The sequence below is a fragment of the Cognatiyoonia sediminum genome (assembly GCF_900129845.1).
Classification (GTDB): Bacteria; Pseudomonadota; Alphaproteobacteria; order Rhodobacterales; family Rhodobacteraceae; genus Cognatiyoonia; species Cognatiyoonia sediminum.
Genome location: NZ_FQXB01000001.1, coordinates 1,303,788 through 1,325,153, shown reverse-complemented (window position 1 = coordinate 1,325,153; position 21,366 = coordinate 1,303,788). Strand labels below are relative to the sequence as shown.

Sequence of the window (21,366 nt, the reverse complement as noted above, 5' to 3'; positions counted from 1 at the left end):
CCTTGTCGATGAGCTTGAGCCAAGAAGACATTGAGAAGTACTTTACCCGCAAAGACGGAACTTATCTTTGCGCGCGCTGGGGACGGCCGATTGCGCCTGTGATCTTTGGGGTGGACGAGGCGAGCCTGGAGGTCTTCAAAGCCGCGTTGGAGGCGGTTGTGGTTCTGGCAGATCACAAGATGGCCGAAACCGATCCGGAGTTGGGATCGAATCTGATGATCTTTTTCTGCAAAGATTGGGATGAGTTGGCGGCGGTGCCGCACCTCGACAAGCTGGTGCCGGATTTGCAGATTTTAGTGAAGCGGCTGATCAAATCGGATGCGAACCAATATCGGATTTTCCGGTTTGAAGAAGATGGCGCAATCAAAGCGGCTTTTGTCTTTTTACGCTTGGACGAACACATGGCAAACGCCACGGCCGATACCATTGCGCTGAGCCAAGCGACACAGACCATTCTGCTTTGGTCTGACACTGCGTTTATGGATGCCTCACCGCTGGGGATTGTGGAGGACAAGGCGGTGTTGAAGCCGGAAATCGCCGATATTATTCGAACGGCTTATGATCCAACACTGCCAGCCGTCGCGCAGGATAAGAGCCATGCGCTGCGGATGGCGGCAAGACTGATGGTGCGGCAATGACTCATAGGCTCCCTGTTCGCGTCTACTATGAAGACACCGACATGGGCGGGATCGTCTATTATGCCAACTATCTTAAGTATATAGAACGCGCGCGCTCCGAGCTTGTGGAAGAGATGGGGCTGAACCAGAACAAGATGAAAGATGAAGACGGTTTGGTCTTTGTCGTTGTTCGGGTTGAGGCGGATTACAAAGCACCGGCGCGTTTGGATGATCGATTGGAGGTTGTGACCGAACATCACGCAGCCTCCGCCACACGTTGGGTGTTCGATCAGGATGTTCAGCGGGATGGCAAGACGATCTTTCGTGCGAAAGTGACTGCTGTTTGCATGACCGTCGAGGGAAAACCGGCGCGACTGCCAGCGGAACTTCGCGCAAGATTGGGGTGACGTGGCGCGCCCTTTCGGTTTTGTGACTGCTTCTTTGATTTTAATTCTGCGGAAACTGCGCTAAACTGAGTGCAATAGAGCCCCAAAATACGGGCCAGAGGCAGAGCAGGCACATGGAAGCAGCAACCGACTTTACACTGTGGGCGCTTTTTGCGCGCGCAACGATCACCGTAAAAATCGTTATGATCATGCTGATCTTTGCATCGTTTTGGTGCTGGGCGGTGATCATTGATAAGGCACGACAATATCGCAAAGCGCGGCGCGAGGCCGCGGTCTTTGACATGGCGTTCTGGTCCGGCGAGCCTTTGGACGATCTTTATCGGCAGATTGGCAGTACCCCACGCGGGGCGTCGGAGACGATTTTCGCCGCTGGTATGTCCGAATGGGATCGCAGCTATGGAGAAAGCGGGCTGATCGCGGGGGCACACTCGCGGATTGATCGGTCGATGGATGTGGCGATTGCGAAAGAAGCGGGGCTTTTGCAGAAAGGGCTGCCGGTTCTAGCGACTGTTGGCTCTACCGCACCGTTTGTTGGGCTGTTCGGGACAGTTTGGGGCATTATGAATGCCTTTATCGAAATTGCAGAACAGCAGAACACGAATTTGGCTGTTGTGGCCCCTGGTATTGCGGAGGCTTTGTTGGCGACTGGACTTGGCCTTTTGGCGGCCATTCCAGCGGTTGTCTTCTACAATAAGCTCTCTGCCGATAGTGACCGGATCATTGCAGGCTATGAAGCGTTTGCAGATGAGTTTTCGACCATTCTAAGCCGCCAGATGGACAGCTGACATGGGCGCGGGTGTGATGAAATCATCGGGCGGTGGGGGCGGCAGGCGTCGTCGCCGCAGCGCGACGCGCACGCAGCCGATGTCAGAGATCAATGTGACGCCCTTCGTGGATGTCATGTTGGTGTTGCTCATCATCTTTATGGTGGCCGCCCCTTTGTTGACCGTGGGTGTTCCTGTGAACATGCCGGAAACAGCGGCGAGCGCTTTGCCAACGGATCAGGAAGAACCGCTGACGGTTTCGATCAAGGCCGATGGATCTTTGGCCATTCAAGAGACGGATATTTCCGATGGCGATCTGATAGCGCGTTTGACGGCTATTGCCGCAGAACGGGACAGCGACCGGATCTTCCTGCGGGCGGATGGGGCCAATGATTGGGACCGTGTGGCCACTGTTATGGGTGCTTTGAACGCGGCTGGGTTCTCCAACATCGGTTTGGTGACAGACATCGGCGGGCCGACGTTTACGGGGTCGGACGGGTAGGCGATGCAATCGGCCGGAACCTATATTTCTGGCGCAGGACATGTCGGGCTGGTGGTCTGGCTTGTTCTGGGGTGGGGGTTCGCAAGCGAACCGCTGCCCTTTGAGATAGCTGACGTCAGCGTTGTGACCGGTGAGGAGTTTGCTGCGTTACAACGGGCGACCACGCCTGATCCAGAGACGGAAACGCCGATCGCTCCCGCGGCACCTGCGATTGAAGAAGCTCCAGAGCCGCCGGTTGAGGTGGAGGCGCCAGAGCCTGCGCCTTTGCCAGAAGAGGTGGAGCCGCCAGTTGAAGAGACCGCTCCGCCCGAAGCGCCGGAGCCACCCGCGCCAGTTGCTGACGTGACGGATGAGGTGCCAGAGATCACATCGCCTGATTTGGTCGAACAGCCGGAGATTTCCGAGGAGATAGTGACCGATACGCCGAATGCAGCTCCTGCGCAGGTGATTTCGCCATCTCAGGTTCCACAACCTCAAACCGATGCACCAGTTTCAGTTGATACGACGCCAGCTGTTCGGCCCGAAGAACCGACGGAGGAAGCACCGGCCGAGGAGCCGGAAGAAACAACGTCTGCCCCGGATAGTGCCCAGACGACATCAGTTGAGAATTTGGAGGTGTCTGGTGCACCTGAAACGTCGATCCGGCCTGCGGCTAGACCGCGCCGTCCAACACCAGAACCGGAGCCTGAGGCCGAGGTTGCTGAGACACAACCATCGACAGCTCAGCAGGTCGAAGATGTTTTGGCCGGGATTGATCTGGGGGAGGCCATTGAGCAAGGGCCGCCGATGACCGGATCAGAGCGGGATGCGTTTCGTGTAGCGGTCAACGCCTGTTGGGTCGTGGATACAGGGGCTGCGTCGGCAAATGTGACCGTTGAGGTCGCATTTTCATTGTCACGCGACGGTAAGGTCGAGAGCGGCCCAACGTTGGTTTCTGCCAGTGGCGGTAGCGACGCAGCTCAGCGCGCAGCGTTCGAGAGTGCGCGACGGGCGATTTTGCGGTGTCAGAGCAATGGATATGAGCTACCGGCAGACAAATACGGCCAATGGAAAGACGTTGTGATCGAATTTGACCCTTCCGGAATGAGGTTACGTTAATCTATGGGCAAGATGATGCGCAGATTTGAGTATTCCCCTGCGTTTTTGAGCGCGGTGACGTATTAGGATGAAAACGGGCATTAATCCCGGTTGGTTGAGGACCAGACAGATGTTGAAACAGGTATTGAGCATTTTGATCATTTGCCTCTTTGCGGGCACGGCGGTTGCACAAGATGGGCCGCTGAGATTGCGCATCACCGACGGCGTGATCGAACCCTTGCCATTTGCCCTTCCTGCGTTTCAGGCGGAAACGCCGGGGTCGGAAGGTGTCGCCAATGACATTGCGCGGTTGGTTGCGCAGGATTTGATCAACACTGGCCTGTTCCGCGAAATCCCCAATGCGGCTTTCATCAGCACCCCGTCGAGTTTCTCAGCTCCAATTTCCTATCCAGATTGGCGTGCGATCAATGCTCAGGCGTTGATCAACGGTGCGGTGGCAGTGAATGGCGATCAGTTGATCGTTAAGTTCCGGCTCTATGATGTGTTTTCTGGTCAGGAACTTGGCTCCGGCCTGCAATTGGCGGGCACAGTACAGGGCTGGCGACGTGTTGCGCATAAGGTTGCGGATGCTGTTTACAGCCGGATCACAGGTGAGGGCGGGTATTTCGACAGTCGCGTTGTCTATGTCGCCGAGAGCGGGCCCAAAGATAACCGGCAAAAGCGCATCGCAATCATGGATTATGACGGTTCGAATGTGCAGTATTTGACGGACTCAGCCGCCCTCGTGCTTGCCCCACGGTTTTCGCCAACAGGTGATCGTGTGCTTTATACCAGCTACGAAAGCGGGTTCCCTCGGATCAATGTGTTAGACGTGGCAAATGTCGGGCGTCGCGCTTTGACGACGGCACCCGGCGAGATGTCGTTCTCGCCTCGGTTCTCTCGCGATGGCTCAAAGGTGATCTATAGCCTGATCAATGGCGGCAATACCGATCTCTATATGACCGATCTCGGCAGTGGGCAGCACATTCGATTGACCTCGGCCCCCTCGATTGAAACCGCACCGAGCTTTAGTCCGGACGGATCACAAATCGTGTTTGAAAGTGACCGCTCAGGCACGCAGCAGCTTTATATCATGTCAGCCAGCGGCGGTGACGCGCGGCGGATTTCCTTTGGTCAAGGGCGCTATGGCAGCCCGGTGTGGTCGCCACGCGGCGATCAGATTGCGTTCACCAATCAGGAAAACGGTCGGTTCCACATCGGGGTGATGCGGACAGATGGCTCCGAAGAGCGTCTTTTATCGACCTCTTTCTTAGATGAAAGCCCAACGTGGAGCCCGAATGGACGCGTGATCATGTTCATGCGCGAAACCCAAGGTGTGGATGGCACAGCGTCACTTTACAGCATCGATATCGCAGGACGGACGCAACCGAGGCAGGTACAACTGCCAAGCGCAGCCTCTGATCCCTCTTGGGGCCCATTACAGCCTTGAAACAATGCGCAAGCTCGTGAATTCCCACGGGGGCATTTGCGTGCTAGGAAACAAAGAAAAGCGAAAGAACAGGAAGTCTTCCGATGAAAACGACAACAAAAGCGCTTTTGGTGGTTTTGACTTTGGCGACGGCAGCATGTACACGGCCTGACCGATTTGGCGGCGAGGATGGCTCAGCGAGCGGTTCCAATGGGTCCGGTTTTGATGCGGGCCAATCGGGTGCAGCAAGTGATCCAACAAGCCCTGAGTACTTCACGCAGACGGTGGGGGATCGGGTTCTGTTTGCGGTCGATCAATCGGTTTTGACACCTGCAGGCCAAGCCACATTGGACGGGCAGGCGACGTGGTTGATCACCAATGCAGACTACATGGCAATCGTTGAAGGCCACGCCGATGAGCAAGGCACGCGTGAGTACAACGTGGCCTTGGGTGCACGGCGCGCAAATGCGGTAAGAGAGTACCTGATCTCAAAAGGTGTTGACGCGAACCGATTGCGGACGATTTCTTATGGGAAAGAACGGCCAGTAGAAGTGTGTTCCGACGAAAGTTGCTATTCACAGAACCGCCGCGCCGTTACGATCATCTCGATCGGAGCGTTGAGTTAAAGGGAGGGCTGATGCTCAAACGGTTTGCGCTGATATCGGCACTGATGGTTGCCGCGCCGACGTATGGCGCGGCACAGGACGAAACACTGGCAGATATTCGACAGCAGTTGTCTGTCCTTTATGTCGATATTCAACGGCTCAAAACCGAGTTATCGGCGAGCGGAACTTTGACCCAAGGTATGACGGGAAATACGCCGTTGGATCGTCTCAATTCGATTGAAGAGCAGCTTCAAAGGCTCACGTCAAAGACTGAAGAACTAGAGTATCGCGTGAACCGTATCACGGTCGATGGCACCAATCGCGTCGGAGATTTGGAATTCCGGCTTTGCGAGTTGGAACCCAATTGCGACATCAGCCAATTGGGCGATACGCCGACTTTGGGTGGCGTCGACAACGAAGCAACCGTGCCGGAAGCACAGGCCTCGAATGAAACGGCTGATCCTTCCTTGGCTGTTGGTGAACGGGCCGACTTTGATAGCGCTCAAGAGGCGCTTGCCGCGGGAGATTTCCGCGGCGCGTTGGAGAAGCTAACTGCGTTTGCCTCTGCCTATCCGGGATCGTCGCTCGCCCCGCGGGCGTCGCTGATCCGAGGGCAGGCCCTGGAGGCGCTTGGAGAGATGCCAAATGCGGCACGGGCTTACCTTGAAAGTTTTTCTGGTGATCCGACAGGGTCAGTTGCGCCAGAGGCCCTTTATAAACTGGGCTTTGCCCTTGGGGCTTTGGGCCAAACACAAGACGCCTGTTTGACGCTTGGCGAGGTTGGCATCCGTTTCCCCGGCAGTCCTGCCGTACTCGAAGCGCAATCAAGTATGCGCAATTTTGGATGCAATTAGATCAAACCGATCCGGTTGTTCAGCAGGTAAAGAAAAACCTCTCTGAGATTTTTGGGGATCGTTTTGATCAACAGCATTTCGTCGTTGCGGTTTCTGGTGGTGGTGACTCGATGGCGATGCTTTACGCCGTTGCAGCTTTGGTTCCGATGGGGTGGTTGCAGGTTGTCAGCGTAAATCATCATTTCAGAGCTGAAGCAGCGGATGAGCTGGCCTTGGTCGAACGGGCATGTCAAGGTTTGGGCGTCGCGTGGCAGGCCGGCCATTGGGAATGGGATGGGAAGGGCAACCTGCAAGCGGCGGCGCGCGAGGGGCGCTGGGCGATTTTGAAGGCTATAGCGCAAGCCAACCGCTCAAGCGCGGTTTTGATCGGACACACTGAAGACGACCAAATCGAGAATTTCTTCCTTAGGCTCGCAAGAGGGTCCGGCGTGGATGGTTTGGCGGGGATTCAGCTGAGTTCTCATCGCGACGGCATTCAAATTGTGCGCCCACTATTGTCGATTGGTCGGCAGGAATTGAGGGCATGGCTGACGAGGAATGGGATCGAATGGGCGGATGATCCAACGAATGAAGATTCGGCATATGGGCGTATCAGAGCCCGACAAATGATGGCGCAGTTGAAAGATTTGGGGCTTACACGAAAGCGTGTGCTGCAAACTGTGGAGCATATGCGGTCGGCGTCTGAAGCTCTCGATACTGCCACTCGACAGTTTGTGCATGATCGCTGCAGAACAGAATGTGGCGACGTCATTATCGGTCTGTCCGAGGAAGATTTTGATAATCGAGAGATATTTCTGAGGGCTGCAACGAAAGCCATCCAATGGGTCGGGGGGCAGGTCTACAAGCCGAGGTATGAAAGCTTGGTGTCCGCGATCGACCTTGTCTTGAACGGGAAGCGCAATACCCTCTCGGGTTGTGTTTTATCGCGTGAAAACAATCGTTTGAGAGTGGGGCGCGAGCTGTCTGCTGTCGAAAATACCCTTAAGTGCACCGGCGACGGCCCCTTCATTTGGGACGACAGATGGATTGTCGAAACGAGTAAACCGATCGATCACGGAGAAATTCGAGCATTGGGTGAGGACGGATTGGCACATTGTTTGAATTGGCGCCAAATTGGCGCGCCGCGTCATACGCTTCTCACAACCCCCTCAGTATGGGCCAACGACACCCTTATTGCGGCCCCAATCGCGGGTTACGAAAACGGATGGACCGCGCAAATTGCCGCGGATTTTGCTGATTGGCTGGTTACGCATTGAAGATCATGAATAAGCGTCTATTTTAAGGGAAACCGCTTGCAGCGCAGAGTTTGGCGCTTGTTTTCCGATTTCGAAGGAGTTCCCCCTTGGGCAACACACGTAATATCGTCTTCTGGGTCGTTTTGTTCCTGCTTGTCTTAGCTTTGTTTAACCTCTTTGGGGGCGGAAGCAGTTCTGGGATCAGCAACACAAAATCCTATTCCGAATTTGTCAGTGCTGTTGAAGCAGATCAGGTCGCAAGGGTCGAGCTAGACGGTGAGCAGGTACGTTACCAGGGCACCAATGGTCAGAACTATGTGACCATCAAACCTGAAGATGCAGCTGTGACTGAGTTGTTGATCGCAGAGGGCATTCCGGTTTCTGCGGAAAGCCAGCAGCAATCAGGTCTTCAAACCTTCCTTGTCGGCCTTTTGCCATTTGTCCTGCTGATAGGTGTTTGGGTTTACTTCATGAACCGGATGCAAGGTGGCGGTCGCGGTGGCGCGATGGGCTTTGGAAAGTCGAAGGCGAAGTTGCTGACCGAAAAGCATGGCCGCGTCACCTTCGACGAGGTTGCAGGTATTGACGAAGCCAAGGATGAGCTGGAAGAAATCGTTGAATTCCTGCGCAACCCACAGAAATTTAGCCGCCTTGGCGGTAAGATTCCAAAAGGCGCTTTGCTTGTTGGCCCTCCGGGCACTGGTAAAACACTTCTGGCTCGAGCGATTGCCGGAGAGGCGGGTGTTCCGTTCTTCACGATCTCTGGTTCCGACTTTGTGGAGATGTTCGTCGGCGTCGGTGCGAGCCGGGTCCGTGACATGTTCGAACAGGCTAAGAAGAATGCACCTTGCATCGTCTTTATCGATGAAATTGATGCTGTGGGTCGTTCCCGTGGTGCCGGTTACGGCGGTGGTAATGACGAACGCGAACAGACGCTGAACCAGTTGCTGGTCGAGATGGATGGTTTCGAAGCAAACGAAGGCATTATCATCATCGCGGCAACCAACCGTCCTGACGTTCTTGACCCGGCGCTGTTGCGTCCGGGCCGGTTTGACCGTCAGGTTCAGGTTCCAAATCCTGACATCAAAGGCCGTGAAAAGATTTTGGGCGTTCATGCGCGCAAGGTACCTTTGGGTCCAGACGTGGACCTGCGGATCATCGCGCGTGGCACACCGGGGTTCTCCGGCGCTGACCTAGCGAACCTTGTCAATGAATCCGCTCTGATGGCCGCGCGTGTTGGGCGCCGGTTCGTCACCATGATCGACTTTGAGAATGCGAAAGACAAAGTCATGATGGGCAGCGAGCGCCGCTCTATGGTGATGACCGAGGACGAAAAGAAGCTGACAGCTTATCACGAAGCTGGACATGCGATCGTCGGTTTGAACATGCCGCAGCATGACCCGATCCATAAGGCGACGATTATTCCGCGTGGTCGTGCCTTGGGATTGGTCCTCTCCCTGCCAGAACGTGATCAGCTGTCCGTAAGCTTTACCAAGTACAAGTCCAAGATCGCGATGGCGATGGGCGGTAAAGTGGCGGAAGAGCTGATCTTTGGCCCTGAGAATGTGACCTCTGGTGCGACGTCCGACATTCAACAAGTGTCGAAGATTGCCCGTGCAATGGTTACACAGTTCGGCATGTCCGAAAAGATTGGGCATATCGATTATGCCAACGAACAGCAAAGCTACCTTGGCAACTACGGTGGTGGAACGAACCATTCGGCGGAGACGCAAAAGCTCATTGACGAAGAGGTTCGCCGCATCATCGATGAGGGTTATGAAGAGGCAAAGCGGATATTGACTGAGAAATCGCAAGACCTTGAAAACTTGGCTCAGGGCTTGTTGGAGTATGAGACGCTGACAGGCAACGAAATTACGAAGGTGATAGCTGGTCAACCGCTCAATCGCGGTGATGATGCTGACGACACGCCGCCTTCTGATGGGAACTCGGTCACGGCAATGCCGAAGACCAAGTCCAAAAAAACCCGACCTGATGACGGCGGGATGGAACCAGAACCAACCTAAGACTTTGAAAGCCGCACTAAGGGGCGGTTTTCTTTTTGCAGTGACCTTCTCGCAGGAATCGGATTGTCGAAAGGTTCCGTTCGGTTTAGCCCTTGCTGTACCAAAGGGAGAGCGCCATGCCAGCATTAGCACCAACAGTATATGTGGCAGAGATCATTTGGCTCGGTGTCGTGCCGGACACCGAGACGTCGCTTCGTTCGGAACCACGCACATCCGTACACGTGACGTTCGATGGGTTCGAGGGTGAGGATCACAGCGGGCGGACGCGACCTTCGTGCGTGCGTGTAAAGTCGCAACATCCCAAGGGGACCGAGATTGCGAATGTGCGCCAGCTTTCTGTCGTCAGCCAAGAGGAGCTGGATTTGATCGCTGTGGACTGTGGTTTGGATGCGATTGATCCAATTTGGTTAGGTGCCAACTTGGTGGTCAAAGGCATTCCTGATTTTACGCATGTTCCGCCGTCTTCTAGGCTTCAGGGGCCCGATGGTGTGACCTTAACCATCGATATGGAAAACCGTCCTTGTGTCCTACCCGGTCGTGAAATGGAGAAGGACCAACCCGGCCACGGAACGCGTTTCAAAGCAGCTGCGGAGAATCGGCGGGGTGTGACAGCTTGGGTCGAGCGGCCTGGAAATCTTCAAATTGGCGAACAGCTGCGACTACACGTTCCAGATCAGCCCGAGTGGTCAGCGCCCCGTAAGATACTGTAAATCCGTTTCCCATCCGAAACGATCCACGCATCAATCGACGATTCCGACGTCATTTGTGTCGTAAATTCATGATGTATTCCTGTGCATGCGAAGTAGGTTTTCGCAAAGGTTGTCAAAAGGCATCTGTGCACTAAGGGAAAATGATGAGCTATAAATCTGACATTGAGATCGCGCGTGAGGCGAAGAAACAGCCGATTCAAGAGATCGGCGCGAAGCTTGGTATCGGTTCGGATGATCTGCTTCCGTTTGGTCATGACAAAGCCAAGGTTAGTCAGGACTTCATCAATTCTGTCCAAGGCAACGAGGACGGGAAATTGATCCTTGTGACAGCAATCAACCCCACCCCTGCGGGCGAAGGCAAAACGACCACGACAGTTGGTTTGGGCGACGGTCTGAACCGAATTGGCAAAAAGGCGGCTGTTTGTATCCGCGAAGCCTCCCTAGGGCCGAATTTTGGGATGAAAGGTGGGGCCGCCGGTGGTGGTTATGCGCAGATCGTTCCGATGGAAGATATGAACCTGCATTTCACAGGCGATTTCCACGCGATTACATCTGCACACTCGCTGCTGTCTGCGATGATCGATAATCACATCTATTGGGGTAACGAGCAAGAGATCGACATTCGCCGTGTTCAGTGGCGCCGTGTTGTCGACATGAACGACCGTGCTTTGCGTCAGATCACATGTTCACTTGGCGGTGTCGCGAACGGCTTCCCACGCGAAGCGGGTTTCGACATCACAGTGGCTTCTGAGGTCATGGCGATCCTGTGTCTAGCTAAGGACTTGAAAGACCTGCAGCAGCGTTTGGGTGATATGATCGTGGCTTACCGTCGTGATCGGAGCCCTGTCTTCTGCCGAGACATCAAAGCCGACGGCGCGATGACGGTTCTTTTGAAGGATGCGATGCAGCCGAACCTTGTGCAGACTTTGGAAAATAACCCAGCGTTTGTGCATGGCGGCCCGTTCGCGAATATCGCGCACGGCTGTAACTCCGTAATCGCGACGACAACTGCGTTGAAGCTGGCTGACTACGTTGTGACTGAGGCAGGCTTTGGCGCCGATTTGGGTGCTGAGAAATTTATGAACATCAAATGCCGTAAGGCCGGTTTGGCACCTGACTGCGTCGTTCTCGTCGCGACCATTCGCGCGATGAAGATGAACGGTGGTGTGGCGAAAGCTGACCTCGGCTCGGAAAACGTGGATGCGGTGAATGAAGGCTGCGCCAACCTTGGTCGCCATATCGGCAACCTCAAAAGCTTTGGTGTTCCGGTTGTCGTTGCGATCAACCATTTTGTGACCGACACGGATGCAGAAGTGCAGGCCGTTAAGGATTATGTGGCCACGCAAGGCGCCGAAGCGATTGTGTCCCAGCATTGGGAACATGGCTCTGCCGGGTCAGAAGCACTGGCGACACGCGTCGCTGAGATTGCGGACAGCGGCACAAGTCAGTTCGCGCCGATCTATAAGGATGAGTTGCCATTGTTCGAGAAGATCGAGCGGATTGCAAAATCCATCTATCGTGCGGATGAAGTGCTTGCAGACAAGAAAATTCGCGATCAGCTAAAACTGTGGGAAGATCAAGGGTACGGCAACTTGCCTGTCTGTATGGCGAAAACGCAATATTCCTTCTCGACCGACCCAAATTTGCGAGGTGCGCCAACCGGGCATTCCGTACCAATTCGTGAAGTTCGCCTGTCAGCAGGTGCTGGTTTTGTTGTTGTCGTCTGCGGCGAGATCATGACGATGCCGGGTCTTCCGCGCACGCCTGCTGCGGAAAACATCCATCTGAATGACGACGGCCAGATCGAAGGCTTGTTCTAAAGACCATTGGGATGGGGTGACGCTCGACTACGTCGTCGCCCCACCCGCCATCCCAAAGACAAAGGAATGAAGCGATGACCGGACAGGTGATTGACGGGAAAGCATTTGCAGCCGATGTGCGTGCACAGATTGCAGAGCATGTGGTGCGGCTGAAAGAAGAGAACGGGATCACTCCGGGACTGGCGGTTATTCTTGTTGGTGAAGACCCTGCAAGCGAGGTCTATGTCGCAGCCAAGCATAAGCAGACGTTAGAGGTTGGGATGGCCTCTTTTGAACACAAGTTGCCTGCTGATGTGTCTGAAAAAGATTTGTTTGATTTGATTGATCAGTTGAACGCTGATCCATCGGTTCATGGGATTTTGTGTCAGTTTCCGGTGCCAGATCATCTAGAAGAGCGCCGCGTTGTGGCGCGGATTGATCCCTCCAAGGACGTGGATGGGTTGAGCGTGGTGAACGCAGGCTTGCTTGCTAGTGGTGAGAAAGGCTTGGTCTCTTGCACGCCGCTTGGATGTTTGATGCTGTTGCGGGATCAACTCGGCAATATGTCGGGTAAAGAAGCGGTTGTAATTGGTCGATCGAACCTCTTTGGCAAACCGATGGGTCAGCTTTTGTTGCAAGAAAATTGCACAGTCACCATTGCGCATTCCCGTACGGCGGATTTACCGGAGGTGTGCCGCCGCGCGGATATTCTGGTGGCGGCTGTTGGTCGCGCAGAGATGGTGAAAGCGGATTGGGTGAAGCCAGGTGCGACGGTGATTGACGTTGGCATCACACGCATCCCGCATCCTGAGAAACCAGGTAAGAGCAAATTGCTGGGTGACGTCGCTTATGTGGAAGTGGCGGCGGTTGCGGATGCGATCACGCCGGTACCGGGTGGTGTTGGACCGATGACGATTGCCTGTTTGCTGGCCAATACGTTGACCGCCTGTTGTCGGGCGCACAATCTCGATGAGCCGTCAGGGTTAACGGCGTAAGCTGGGAAGCCTCCGGCGGAGGTATTTATGCTCAAAAGAGTTAGGTCGTTGCAGCCATTGGAACAGCGAGCGCTTTTTTCCCTGTGAGGATGGCTGTTGCGTTCGGCCCCATGAGGGTCTTGAGCGCCGAATCTGAAGCGCGCAGACCGCCCGTGTAGGTGCCAAAGGCAGGCAAGACAATCCGGCTGTCGTTGATGAGGAATGCAGGTCGGCTGCTACCGGTTTGGAGGCGGCATTTCGGGTGGTAGTGGCCTGAGACTTCGGCATTTGCGTAGGGCGCTGCAATGTGGCGGAAGGTGAGTCCTTCAACCATGACTTCTGCCTTGTGATCTCCGCCTATATCGATGGGGCCGGGGTCATGGTTGCCTTCGACCCAGATCCAAGTGCGTCCCGCTTGCAATGTTGTGATCCGAGCTTTGTGTTCCTCGGAAAGGCCTAACGCGGCGTCCAGATCGTCGAAGCTGTCGCCAAGGCAGATGATGGTTGACGGGGCCAGCCTTGATACGAGGTTACCAAGGCGGTCCAGTGTGGCTTCGGTTTCATAAGGTGGCAGCATCCGGCCAGACCTACGGGCGATGCGATCTGATTTGCCTAGATGAAGATCAGAGACGCAGAGTAGCTTTTGAGAGGGCCACCACAAAGCGCCTTCTGCCAGCGCCCAGAAGGTCGCGCCATTGAACTCAAATACATGATGTGTGTTCATGATCTGTTCTTGGCATGGGTCTCGAGCAACCGCAAGCGTTAGAAGCCCACCCGCCAGCGGGGTTTTGACGGTGACGTATCGATTTGGTTTAGCCCGGAGGCTTCCATCAAAGCGGCGGCCTCTTTCTCCATCAGCTGTTCACGGCCTTCGCCATGGACGGCGACGCGGCCCACTTCGAGTAGGAGCGGAGCGGCGAGCGGACTGACGCGGGAGAGTGCGATGTGATCGACGCGCCCCTGCGTGCGGTCGAGCATCTCTTCGATCCGACCGAAATCGACCAAACCGCGCATCGCTTCTTCGCGGGTGATTTGCATCATCAGATGATTGGGATCGTATTTGTGCAGCGTGTCATAGAGAATATCGCTAGAGAAGGTCGCCTGACGACCGGTTTTGCGCGCTTGCGGGCTATTGCGTTCGATGAGGCCGGCGATGGTTGCTGAGGCGCGGAAGGTTTTCTTCATCACAGCGTTGCCTGAGAGCCAAGTGTCGAGGCCGTCGCGCAGACCTTGAGGTTCGAAAAGAGGTGCTGGGTCGGTCACAGGGCTAACGCTCCAGATCATGGTGGCGTAGTCGGTGGCGACAAACCCAAGTGGGCCAAGGCCTTGTTCCTCCATGCGTTGGGTAAGAAGGAGGCCGAGTGTTTGCATCGCGTTGCGCCCGGCAAAACCGTAAAAGACGGTATGTGGTCGCGCGTCGTGGGCGAAACTTTCAACAAGAATTCGGTCGGCTTCGGGCAATTGGCTGTGGCGGGTCTGTAATGTGAGCCAATCGGTGGTGTGTTGCGGGTAATTGGACCAATTTCCTGTTTGCAGCTTCCGTAGAATACGGTGCTGCAGTTGTGTTGAGGTGGCGAATTTGGTGCCCATAAAGGTCGCGATTTTGGGCTTCTTGGCGGCGTCGCGGGTCACTTGCACGGTGAGCTCTCGCATGCCGTCATAACGGACGATTTGGCCGCCGATGAGAAAGGTATCGCCGGGGGTGAGGGTTGCGGCAAAACCCTCCTCGATTTCTCCGATGGGCTTGTAGGCGTTTTTGAATTTAACCTTGAGCGTATCGGTGTCTTGGATCGTGCCGATGTTCATGCGGATGTTGCGGGCCGCGCGAGGATCGCGAAGCTGCCAATGACCGTCCTTTTCCAACAGGCGTTTCCATTTGTCGTAGGCGCGTAATGCGTAGCCACCGGTCGCGCAAAATTCGAGGCAATCATCGAATTCGGCTCGGGTGAGGGCGCTGTAAGCACCGACGCTGGTGACTTCCTGGTAGAGCGCATCAGCGCTAAAGGGGCCGACGCAGGCGGCGATAAGGATATGTTGGCACAAGACATCGCGTGGGCCGGGGCCTTTAGGATCGCCGTCGAGGTCGTGTTCCTTCACCGCATCAAGCGCGGCGAGGCATTCGACGACTTCGAAGCGGTTGGCGGGTACCATCAGAGCTTTTGACGGCGCGTTGTAGCGGTGGTTCGCGCGGCCGATGCGTTGGACGAGGCGTTTGACGTTTTTGGGCGCGCCGATCTGGATGACCAAGTCAACATCGCCCCAATCGATGCCGAGATCGAGAGACCCCGTGCAGACGATGGCGCGCAGATCACCGGAGACCATGGCGGCTTCTACTTTTTCCCTTTGGCTCCGGTCTAACGCGCCATGATGGATGCCGATGGGCAAATCGTCGGTGTTGGCGAGCCAGAGGTTGTGAAAGAACAGCTCTGCCTGTGCCCGTGTGTTGTGGAAGATCAGCGTTGTTTTGTGTTTTTTCACCTCTTCGAGGACGGCAGGAATGGCATAGGCTGCGCCGCCGCCGGCCCATGGGGGATGCTCTTCGGTGGTGAGCATTTGGATGTCAGGATCGGGTCCGGGATCGGCGTATAGGATGTCACAAGGTTCTGGATGACAGGCGAGGCTGTGGGCGATGGCCTTGGGGTCTTCGACAGTGGCAGACAGGCCAACGCGGCGCAGGTTCGGTGCGAGCGTTTGCAATCGGCCAAGAGCCAGCATCAACTGATCGCCGCGCTTGGATTCCTCGAGCGCATGGATTTCGTCGACGATGACGCGTTGTAGCCCTTTGAAAATCTTAGGAGCGTCTTCGTATGAGGTGAGGAGGGCAAGGCTTTCTGGCGTGGTCAGCAGGATATGTGGCGGGTCGGCGCGTTGGCGGCGCTTTTGCGTGTATGAGGTATCGCCGGTGCGGTCTTCGATACGGATCGGGAGGTCCATTTCCTCGACAGGCGTGCGCAGGTTCCGTTTGATGTCCGAGGCGAGAGCTTTGAGCGGGGACACATAGAGCGTGTGCAGACCTTCGTGCGCGCCGTCGGCGAGTTCGATCAGTGACGGGAGAAAGCCAGAAAGCGTCTTGCCGCCACCGGTGGGTGCGATGAGGAGGAGCGATGGGTCTTGCGCGCGATCCAGCATCTCTTTTTGATGCGGATGGATCGACCAACCTCGGTTTGCGAACCAATCTGAAAACTCGGGCGGGAGCGGGGTCATGGGCGCGGGTTTAGTCCACGGATGGTTAATTGAATAAGCTCTGGGAGAGCGGTGCTCGCGCCCTCTGGCGCTATATCTAGCGCGGCAGCGATGTCTTTCACCAGGATTCCGATGGTGTTGTCGGGCTCATACCCATCACGGGCAAACTCGATTTCGTTGAAACCGGAGGCGAGCCAGTTTTGCCCCGAAGATGTGTGGATGAGGTCGAGCAGTTTTGCTTCATCCACGTCGTTGGCGTCGGCCCAATCGAGGACCAAACGGGTCATGGCAGTGGAGCTGGCGGCGAGGAGGTTGTTGAGCACCTTGGCCGTCATCGCGGAGCTATAGTCGCCCATCCTATGAAAGTCGCGGCCCATCGCGTTGAACAGCGGTTGAAGGCGGTCAAGCGTATTGACATCGCCGCCCAGCATGAAACTGAGCGTCGCGTTTTCTGCGCGGATTTGGGCGCCGGACATGGGCGCATCGATCATTGCGATATGTGTGGGAACTCTGTCTCGGAGTGACTTAACATACGTTGGTGAAAGCGTTGATGAGATGATTATTGTTTCAAGATCAGTGGCTTGAGCGGTGAAGTTCTGATCTGTGAAGAGGACCTGATCGGTCTCAAGTTCATCCCGCACAACAGTTACCAAAATGGCTAAGTTTTGCGCGAAAGCATCCGCTTTTGTTTCAACGCCTTCAATGTTGCGGACATCGAAACCATGCGCATCGAACCCTGCAGAACGCAAAGCGGCCAACATGGGTTTTCCCATGCGGCCGCATCCTGCAACACCAATTTTAGCGTCAGTTAGTGAACGATCACTTCTTCTTTCACGAACATATTCGCCCATGCGCGGTCGATCAGCTCCGGTGTCATTTGGTTCGGAATGCCTTCAAACTCGCAGATTGAAATCATCTGGTCGATCAAAAAGATTGGCTGATAGTTTGCGTATTCGTTGTCGATCTCTGGATAGCGGTTGTTCAACAGGTGGATCAAAGCGCCTTCATCCAGTGGCATTTGGCGTTTGCGGGCAACCATGGCGAAGATTTTAAGGAAGTTTTCCTGATTTGGACCGTCGATTTTGATCTTGTAGAAGATCCGGCGCAAAGCCGCCTTATCGAAGATCTCATTCGGGTGGAAGTTGGTGGAGAAGATCACGAGCGTGTCGAAGGGAACTTCGAATTTCTCACCTGATTGCAACGCCAAAATATCTTTGTTTTCTTCCAGCGGAACAATCCATCGGTTCACCAAAGCCTGCGGTGGTTCGGCCTGACGACCCAAGTCGTCGACGATGAAGATACCGCCGGTGGACTTCAATTGCAGCGGCGCTTGATACGTCCGCGCGGTTTCGTTGTAGACCAGGTCGAGCATGTCGAGCGATAGTTCACCACCGGTGATCACGGTAGGGCGTTCGCAACGGACATAGCGCGTATCAAAGCGGCCAGACGTACGGCGAAGAGAGTTCGGGTCATCCACTTGTTCTTCGGCAGCGGAATGAACGATTGGGTCGTAGACGGTGATCACCTGACCGGAGTATTCGATCGCACGAGGTACATAGATTTTGTCGCCCAGAGCATCACGAATACCGTTGGAGATCGAAGATTTACCATTTCCGGGAGGGCCGTACATGAGGATCGAACGGCCAGCGCCCACGGCGGGGCCGAGGTTGTCGAGAAGATCTTCAGGTAGGATCAAGTGACCCATAGCAGTTGTGAGCCGTTCGCGTGATACGGAAATATTGCGGATCGACTGGCGCTTGATCTGTTCGTGATAGACGTCGAGCGGGACAGGCATCGCACCGAAATATTCAGATTGCGCCAAAGCGTCTAGTGCGCGCGATTTGCCGGCGTCGGTCAGGCGATAGCCCATTTCATTGCCGCTATTCGCATTCAAAGTACCCGTCGCTTCGACCAATAGCTGGCTGCGAGCGAGGTCCATCAATTCTTGGGTGACCGGAATTGGCAGGCAGATGATCTTTGACATGTCAGAGACCATTTCGATGTTCCGGCGGAACATAGTTTTGATCAGAATGTCCCGCATCATTGAAAGGGGCAATTGCATTCCTTCCAGCCGTTTTGGTGCTGGAGGGGCCTGAACGCCGTTAGAGACCTGCATATTCATGGGTTTTGCCTATTTTCCAAAGTACTCGACACGTGGGGATGACCCCGTTTGATGACGGTTTTCTCTGGTTTTTATGGCGAAAACATGGACAAAGCCTGTTCATTCGGGGCTTTGTTACCGCGTGAAAAAGACGTATCCGAGGTAGAAAACAAGCGACATTCCTAAGGGAAAGCCCATTGGGAATTTCTTTGCCTTCTGCGGACCCCAGCTTTCCCAGTCCGGGACAATGCTGCGAATAGGGGTATGTTTCGCAATCCGATGCGCGGCGACACCAGCGAGCATCGTGGCCGACAGAATCAAAACCATCAACTGCCAGTCTGCGAAGGCAACCATTGGCGCCGCAGCCGCGATGAATTTGGAGTCTCCAGCGCCCATGGCTCTGGCCGCCCAAAGCGCCATGCCGACCACCAACATGACCACTGCATGGGTCCAATGCCAAAGGTATTGCTCAAACGGCAGCGCAATGAGGCCGAGCACTGCGTAACTGCCGAGCAGCGCATAAACGGCGTAGTTCGGGATTTTCATGGAGCGGAGGTCGCTCCATGCTACCCAAAACGAGATTGGTAAAGCCGCGATCAGAAACCAACCAGCAGCGTAGGCAGTTAATGGCATGAAGGTTTAGTTTGCTACGTTGTCTTCAAGCGCTCTCAGCGACCGTGTGGCCTCTGCGAAATGCTGCGGATGCGTATCAATTGCTTCGCGCAACAAGCTCTTTCCGGTAATGACGTCGTTTTGCTTGATCGCGGTCAGTGCCATCGTGTGCAGTAGTTGGGCGCGCTCAATCTGGGACATCTCGACCACTGGCAGGTCGTAGTTGCGTTGTGCACCGCGCGCCAGAACGAGGTTGTTCTTCGCGGTAAACATACTGCTGTTGTGGCGGAGTGCATCAAGGAACAAACGTTCAGCCGCTGCGTAGTCGCCTCGCGTCAGTTTGGAATAACCCCAGTTGTTATAGACACCCGCTGGTGTTGTCGTCAGGCCCACTGCGGTTTCATAGAAGCTGTCCGCCTTTTCCCACTGTTCTTTACTGTCGGCGACCATCGCTTCCAAACGGTAACGTTTGAAGGTCTCATAAGTAGGTGGAATTGTATTGAGAGTAGCCGCTGCTGCATCCCAATCGTTGACGCGGATATAGGCGTCGGCAAGTTCGACGCGGTCGTCATTGGACACTTCGGGATGGGCGACCACCGCCTGCCAAGCAGCAACAGCATCTGAAGCTCGCCCAGCGCGGATCAAGGACTTTGCGAGGCCGCGCATCAGGTCGATACGGCCAGGGTCATTTGCGCTGGCGCCGCGGAAATAGTTCACGGCTTCATCGGGATCGCCGATGGTCAGCATCACGTCGTTTAAATTGGTTTCGTCAACAACATTCAAATCTTGCAGCGCGCGTTCAACCTGCGCGTCGCCAGAGTTATCACAAGCTGACAGCGCTAAAGCTGCCGCAACCGACAATGGAATAAGAATAGGGTGGCGCATGTTTTTGCGTCCTTTTGCTGCTCTGCCTCAGAGCGCGGTCAGGATCACAAAGTCGCCTTGCCCGCGCCGTACCAATTTAAACTCTTGGTTTTGTTGAGAAGGATCGTAGTTCGGATCGTCCAAATTAGCGAGCGCCAAGCGCAAGTTCTCCCGAATTTGGTCGGAATTGCCATTATCCGTTGCAAACGCGCGACGGAAAACCTCGCTCGCTTCTGCATAATTGCCCTTTTCTAGGAGAATGACGCCCAAATTGTTCCAAGCAGCAGGAAAGTCGGGTGCTTCCTCCGTCGCTCGCCTGAGTAGGCTTTCAGCTTGACCAAGCCTGCCGAGCCGAAGGTTTGCTGATCCCAACGCGGAAAGGGTATCCACATTTAGACCTTGTTGGGCCGCCGCGCGTGTGTAGGCTTTTAAGGCCAGTTCAAACTCACCAGCCGCCATGAGCCTATGGCCGACGATCAATCCATCGATGTTGCTTTCACCTGCAACTCCGGGCGCTGCAAGAGGGTCGTTAGACGTATCAAAGCCGCCCTGAGAACAGGCGGCTAAGATCAAGCTAAATGTGGCGGCTAAGATAAGCCTCATTCGGTCGGTGCCTTAAACGCCCCCAAGGTTTTGGGAGATGTTGTAAATCGATGGTCCGATCAAAATGACCAAGAGCGGCGGCACCGTCAACATCATCGTCGCCAACGTCATCTTTGTTGGGAGCTTATTGGCTTTTTCCTCAGCGCGCATCACGCGTTTGTCTCGCATTTCTGACGCGTAGACCCGAAGCGCATCCGCGATCGATGTACCAAACTGTTGTGATTGGATCAGAACGGTCACAAAGCTGGTGATGTCCTGCACGCCGCAGCGTTCAGACATGTCGCGCAAGACCTGTTCTTTCGCTTTACCCGCCTTCATCTCATGCGCAACAAGTTCGTATTCCCACGCAAGGTCGGGGAAACCCGCTTGCAACTCTCTTGCGACGCGGATGATCGATTGGTCTAGGGACTGACCGGCTTCGACGCAGACGAGCATCATGTCGAGGCTATCTGGAAAACCTTGTTCGATGGCTTCTTTGCGCGTGTCGACACGACGCGTCACCCAATATTTGGGGAACATATAGCCGGCGGCACCTGGGCCAACGCCCCACATCGCCATTGCTTGAGTCGTGAGACCCTCATCGCCGGCTTGGTTCGTCTTTAGAATGACTAAGATACCGCCGATGATGAGACCAACGATGCCAAGGGCAAATTGGCTGAAGTGATAGTATTGGACGGCGTTCTTGCTGCGGTATCCTGCTTGGAGCAATTTTAGCTTAACTGCGGAGAACTCTTCCGCGTCCTGCGGTTCGAGAAACGTAGAGTATTTCTCAAGCTTGCTTTTCTTATTGCTGCCAGCACGCAATTTGGCTGCTTGGCCATCTTCGGAGACTTGCGCGCGCTGCTGCTTCTTCAGCTTTTCAAGTGGATCTTCCTGCTTTTGAAGAAGAATTGGAAGCGTAATCAGAATGAGCAACACGCCCAAAAGGCCAACAATCATCAGGCCACCTTGGGGGCCGAGATTCTGCGTAATCAGTTCGTTGATTTGATCGATCATTTTCTGCCCC

21 protein-coding genes are annotated in these 21,366 nt (G+C 55.0%); 13 read left to right on the top strand and 8 right to left on the bottom strand.

What is annotated here, in order from left to right; translation table 11 throughout:
• The first annotated feature begins 8 nt into the window (after positions 1 to 8).
• The 13 genes from BUA85_RS06640 to folD all read left to right on the top strand — a co-directional run bounded on the left by BUA85_RS06640 (position 9) and on the right by folD (position 13,018).
• On the top strand, positions 9 to 638 hold the full coding sequence (locus tag BUA85_RS06640; protein ID WP_072900041.1) for a hypothetical protein: 630 nt from the start codon (positions 9 to 11) through the stop codon (positions 636 to 638).
• The gene (ybgC, locus tag BUA85_RS06635; protein WP_072900040.1) at positions 635 to 1,024 is read left to right on the top strand and encodes a tol-pal system-associated acyl-CoA thioesterase; all 390 of its coding nucleotides are present in this window, start codon (positions 635 to 637) and stop codon (positions 1,022 to 1,024) included. The genes BUA85_RS06640 and ybgC overlap by 4 nt, the downstream gene beginning before the upstream one ends.
• A 113-nt stretch (positions 1,025 to 1,137) precedes the next feature.
• Entirely contained in the window at positions 1,138 to 1,809 is a 672-nt protein-coding gene (tolQ, locus tag BUA85_RS06630) for a protein TolQ (RefSeq protein WP_072900039.1), read from the top strand.
• Position 1,810: 1 nt separating this feature from the next.
• On the top strand, positions 1,811 to 2,290 hold the full coding sequence (tolR, locus tag BUA85_RS06625; RefSeq protein WP_072900038.1) for a protein TolR: 480 nt from the start codon (positions 1,811 to 1,813) through the stop codon (positions 2,288 to 2,290).
• 3 nt (positions 2,291 to 2,293) lie between these two features.
• The gene (locus tag BUA85_RS06620; protein ID WP_072900037.1) at positions 2,294 to 3,388 is read left to right on the top strand and encodes a hypothetical protein; all 1,095 of its coding nucleotides are present in this window, start codon (positions 2,294 to 2,296) and stop codon (positions 3,386 to 3,388) included.
• 109 nt (positions 3,389 to 3,497) lie between these two features.
• On the top strand, positions 3,498 to 4,817 hold the full coding sequence (gene tolB / locus BUA85_RS06615; protein WP_072900454.1) for a Tol-Pal system beta propeller repeat protein TolB: 1,320 nt from the start codon (positions 3,498 to 3,500) through the stop codon (positions 4,815 to 4,817).
• Between the two features lie 83 nt (positions 4,818 to 4,900).
• Positions 4,901 to 5,422, top strand: coding sequence for a peptidoglycan-associated lipoprotein Pal (pal, locus tag BUA85_RS06610; protein WP_072900036.1), 522 nt, complete (start codon positions 4,901 to 4,903; stop codon positions 5,420 to 5,422).
• Positions 5,423 to 5,433: 11 nt separating this feature from the next.
• Positions 5,434 to 6,255 carry a tol-pal system protein YbgF gene (ybgF, locus tag BUA85_RS06605; RefSeq protein ID WP_072900035.1) on the top strand — a complete coding sequence of 274 codons (822 nt, stop codon included), beginning with the start codon at positions 5,434 to 5,436 and terminating at the stop codon, positions 6,253 to 6,255.
• Positions 6,246 to 7,511: a tRNA lysidine(34) synthetase TilS gene (gene tilS, locus BUA85_RS06600; RefSeq protein WP_083526188.1), complete on the top strand. Its 1,266-nt coding sequence runs from the start codon at positions 6,246 to 6,248 to the stop codon at positions 7,509 to 7,511. Before ybgF ends, tilS begins: the two co-directional genes overlap by 10 nt.
• An 86-nt stretch (positions 7,512 to 7,597) precedes the next feature.
• Positions 7,598 to 9,514 (top strand): ATP-dependent zinc metalloprotease FtsH, encoded by a 1,917-nt coding sequence (gene ftsH, locus BUA85_RS06595; RefSeq protein WP_072900034.1) that lies wholly within the window; start codon positions 7,598 to 7,600, stop codon positions 9,512 to 9,514.
• A gap of 116 nt (positions 9,515 to 9,630) precedes the next feature.
• Entirely contained in the window at positions 9,631 to 10,224 is a 594-nt protein-coding gene (locus tag BUA85_RS06590) for an MOSC domain-containing protein (protein WP_072900033.1), read from the top strand.
• A gap of 143 nt (positions 10,225 to 10,367) precedes the next feature.
• Positions 10,368 to 12,044: a formate--tetrahydrofolate ligase gene (locus BUA85_RS06585; protein WP_072900452.1), complete on the top strand. Its 1,677-nt coding sequence runs from the start codon at positions 10,368 to 10,370 to the stop codon at positions 12,042 to 12,044.
• Between the two features lie 74 nt (positions 12,045 to 12,118).
• Positions 12,119 to 13,018 carry a bifunctional methylenetetrahydrofolate dehydrogenase/methenyltetrahydrofolate cyclohydrolase FolD gene (gene folD / locus BUA85_RS06580; protein ID WP_072900032.1) on the top strand — a complete coding sequence of 300 codons (900 nt, stop codon included), beginning with the start codon at positions 12,119 to 12,121 and terminating at the stop codon, positions 13,016 to 13,018.
• A 40-nt stretch (positions 13,019 to 13,058) separates the two neighbouring features.
• On the opposite strand, the gene pdeM is transcribed toward folD, so the two are convergent.
• From pdeM to BUA85_RS06540, 8 genes are all read right to left on the bottom strand, one after another.
• The gene (gene pdeM, locus BUA85_RS06575; protein WP_072900031.1) at positions 13,059 to 13,721 is read right to left on the bottom strand and encodes a ligase-associated DNA damage response endonuclease PdeM; all 663 of its coding nucleotides are present in this window, start codon (positions 13,719 to 13,721) and stop codon (positions 13,059 to 13,061) included.
• Between the two features lie 38 nt (positions 13,722 to 13,759).
• Positions 13,760 to 16,201 carry a ligase-associated DNA damage response DEXH box helicase gene (locus BUA85_RS06570; protein WP_072900030.1) on the bottom strand — a complete coding sequence of 814 codons (2,442 nt, stop codon included), beginning with the start codon at positions 16,199 to 16,201 and terminating at the stop codon, positions 13,760 to 13,762.
• Positions 16,198 to 17,031 carry an NAD(P)-dependent oxidoreductase gene (locus BUA85_RS06565; RefSeq protein ID WP_072900029.1) on the bottom strand — a complete coding sequence of 278 codons (834 nt, stop codon included), beginning with the start codon at positions 17,029 to 17,031 and terminating at the stop codon, positions 16,198 to 16,200. Before BUA85_RS06565 ends, BUA85_RS06570 begins: the two co-directional genes overlap by 4 nt.
• Positions 16,989 to 18,302 carry an ATPase gene (locus BUA85_RS06560; RefSeq protein ID WP_072900028.1) on the bottom strand — a complete coding sequence of 438 codons (1,314 nt, stop codon included), beginning with the start codon at positions 18,300 to 18,302 and terminating at the stop codon, positions 16,989 to 16,991. The genes BUA85_RS06565 and BUA85_RS06560 overlap by 43 nt, the downstream gene beginning before the upstream one ends.
• Positions 18,303 to 18,416: 114 nt before the next feature.
• The gene (locus tag BUA85_RS06555; protein WP_072900027.1) at positions 18,417 to 18,914 is read right to left on the bottom strand and encodes an A24 family peptidase; all 498 of its coding nucleotides are present in this window, start codon (positions 18,912 to 18,914) and stop codon (positions 18,417 to 18,419) included.
• A gap of 6 nt (positions 18,915 to 18,920) precedes the next feature.
• The gene (locus BUA85_RS06550; RefSeq protein ID WP_072900026.1) at positions 18,921 to 19,778 is read right to left on the bottom strand and encodes a tetratricopeptide repeat protein; all 858 of its coding nucleotides are present in this window, start codon (positions 19,776 to 19,778) and stop codon (positions 18,921 to 18,923) included.
• Positions 19,779 to 19,805: 27 nt separating this feature from the next.
• Positions 19,806 to 20,360 carry a tetratricopeptide repeat protein gene (locus tag BUA85_RS06545; protein WP_072900025.1) on the bottom strand — a complete coding sequence of 185 codons (555 nt, stop codon included), beginning with the start codon at positions 20,358 to 20,360 and terminating at the stop codon, positions 19,806 to 19,808.
• 12 nt (positions 20,361 to 20,372) lie between these two features.
• On the bottom strand, positions 20,373 to 21,356 hold the full coding sequence (locus BUA85_RS06540) for a type II secretion system F family protein (RefSeq protein ID WP_072900024.1): 984 nt from the start codon (positions 21,354 to 21,356) through the stop codon (positions 20,373 to 20,375).
• Positions 21,357 to 21,366 lie beyond the last annotated feature (10 nt).

Excerpts from the sequence above, each read along its gene's own strand:
- BUA85_RS06640 (WP_072900041.1), top strand. The coding sequence starts at position 9 with ATGAGCTTGAGCCAAGAAGACATTGAGAAGTACTTTACCCGCAAAGAC.
- ybgC (WP_072900040.1), top strand. The coding sequence starts at position 635 with ATGACTCATAGGCTCCCTGTTCGCGTCTACTATGAAGACACCGACATG.
- tolQ (WP_072900039.1), top strand. The coding sequence starts at position 1,138 with ATGGAAGCAGCAACCGACTTTACACTGTGGGCGCTTTTTGCGCGCGCA.
- tolR (WP_072900038.1), top strand. The coding sequence starts at position 1,811 with ATGGGCGCGGGTGTGATGAAATCATCGGGCGGTGGGGGCGGCAGGCGT.
- BUA85_RS06620 (WP_072900037.1), top strand. The coding sequence starts at position 2,294 with ATGCAATCGGCCGGAACCTATATTTCTGGCGCAGGACATGTCGGGCTG.
- tolB (WP_072900454.1), top strand. The coding sequence starts at position 3,498 with ATGTTGAAACAGGTATTGAGCATTTTGATCATTTGCCTCTTTGCGGGC.
- pal (WP_072900036.1), top strand. The coding sequence starts at position 4,901 with ATGAAAACGACAACAAAAGCGCTTTTGGTGGTTTTGACTTTGGCGACG.
- ybgF (WP_072900035.1), top strand. The coding sequence starts at position 5,434 with ATGCTCAAACGGTTTGCGCTGATATCGGCACTGATGGTTGCCGCGCCG.
- tilS (WP_083526188.1), top strand. The coding sequence starts at position 6,246 with ATGCAATTAGATCAAACCGATCCGGTTGTTCAGCAGGTAAAGAAAAAC.
- BUA85_RS06590 (WP_072900033.1), top strand. The coding sequence starts at position 9,631 with ATGCCAGCATTAGCACCAACAGTATATGTGGCAGAGATCATTTGGCTC.
- BUA85_RS06585 (WP_072900452.1), top strand. The coding sequence starts at position 10,368 with ATGAGCTATAAATCTGACATTGAGATCGCGCGTGAGGCGAAGAAACAG.
- folD (WP_072900032.1), top strand. The coding sequence starts at position 12,119 with ATGACCGGACAGGTGATTGACGGGAAAGCATTTGCAGCCGATGTGCGT.
- pdeM (WP_072900031.1), bottom strand. The coding sequence starts at position 13,721 with ATGAACACACATCATGTATTTGAGTTCAATGGCGCGACCTTCTGGGCG.
- BUA85_RS06570 (WP_072900030.1), bottom strand. The coding sequence starts at position 16,201 with ATGACCCCGCTCCCGCCCGAGTTTTCAGATTGGTTCGCAAACCGAGGT.
- BUA85_RS06565 (WP_072900029.1), bottom strand. The coding sequence starts at position 17,031 with ATGGGCGAATATGTTCGTGAAAGAAGAAGTGATCGTTCACTAACTGAC.
- BUA85_RS06560 (WP_072900028.1), bottom strand. The coding sequence starts at position 18,302 with ATGAATATGCAGGTCTCTAACGGCGTTCAGGCCCCTCCAGCACCAAAA.
- BUA85_RS06555 (WP_072900027.1), bottom strand. The coding sequence starts at position 18,914 with ATGCCATTAACTGCCTACGCTGCTGGTTGGTTTCTGATCGCGGCTTTA.
- BUA85_RS06550 (WP_072900026.1), bottom strand. The coding sequence starts at position 19,778 with ATGCGCCACCCTATTCTTATTCCATTGTCGGTTGCGGCAGCTTTAGCG.
- BUA85_RS06545 (WP_072900025.1), bottom strand. The coding sequence starts at position 20,360 with ATGAGGCTTATCTTAGCCGCCACATTTAGCTTGATCTTAGCCGCCTGT.
- BUA85_RS06540 (WP_072900024.1), bottom strand. The coding sequence starts at position 21,356 with ATGATCGATCAAATCAACGAACTGATTACGCAGAATCTCGGCCCCCAA.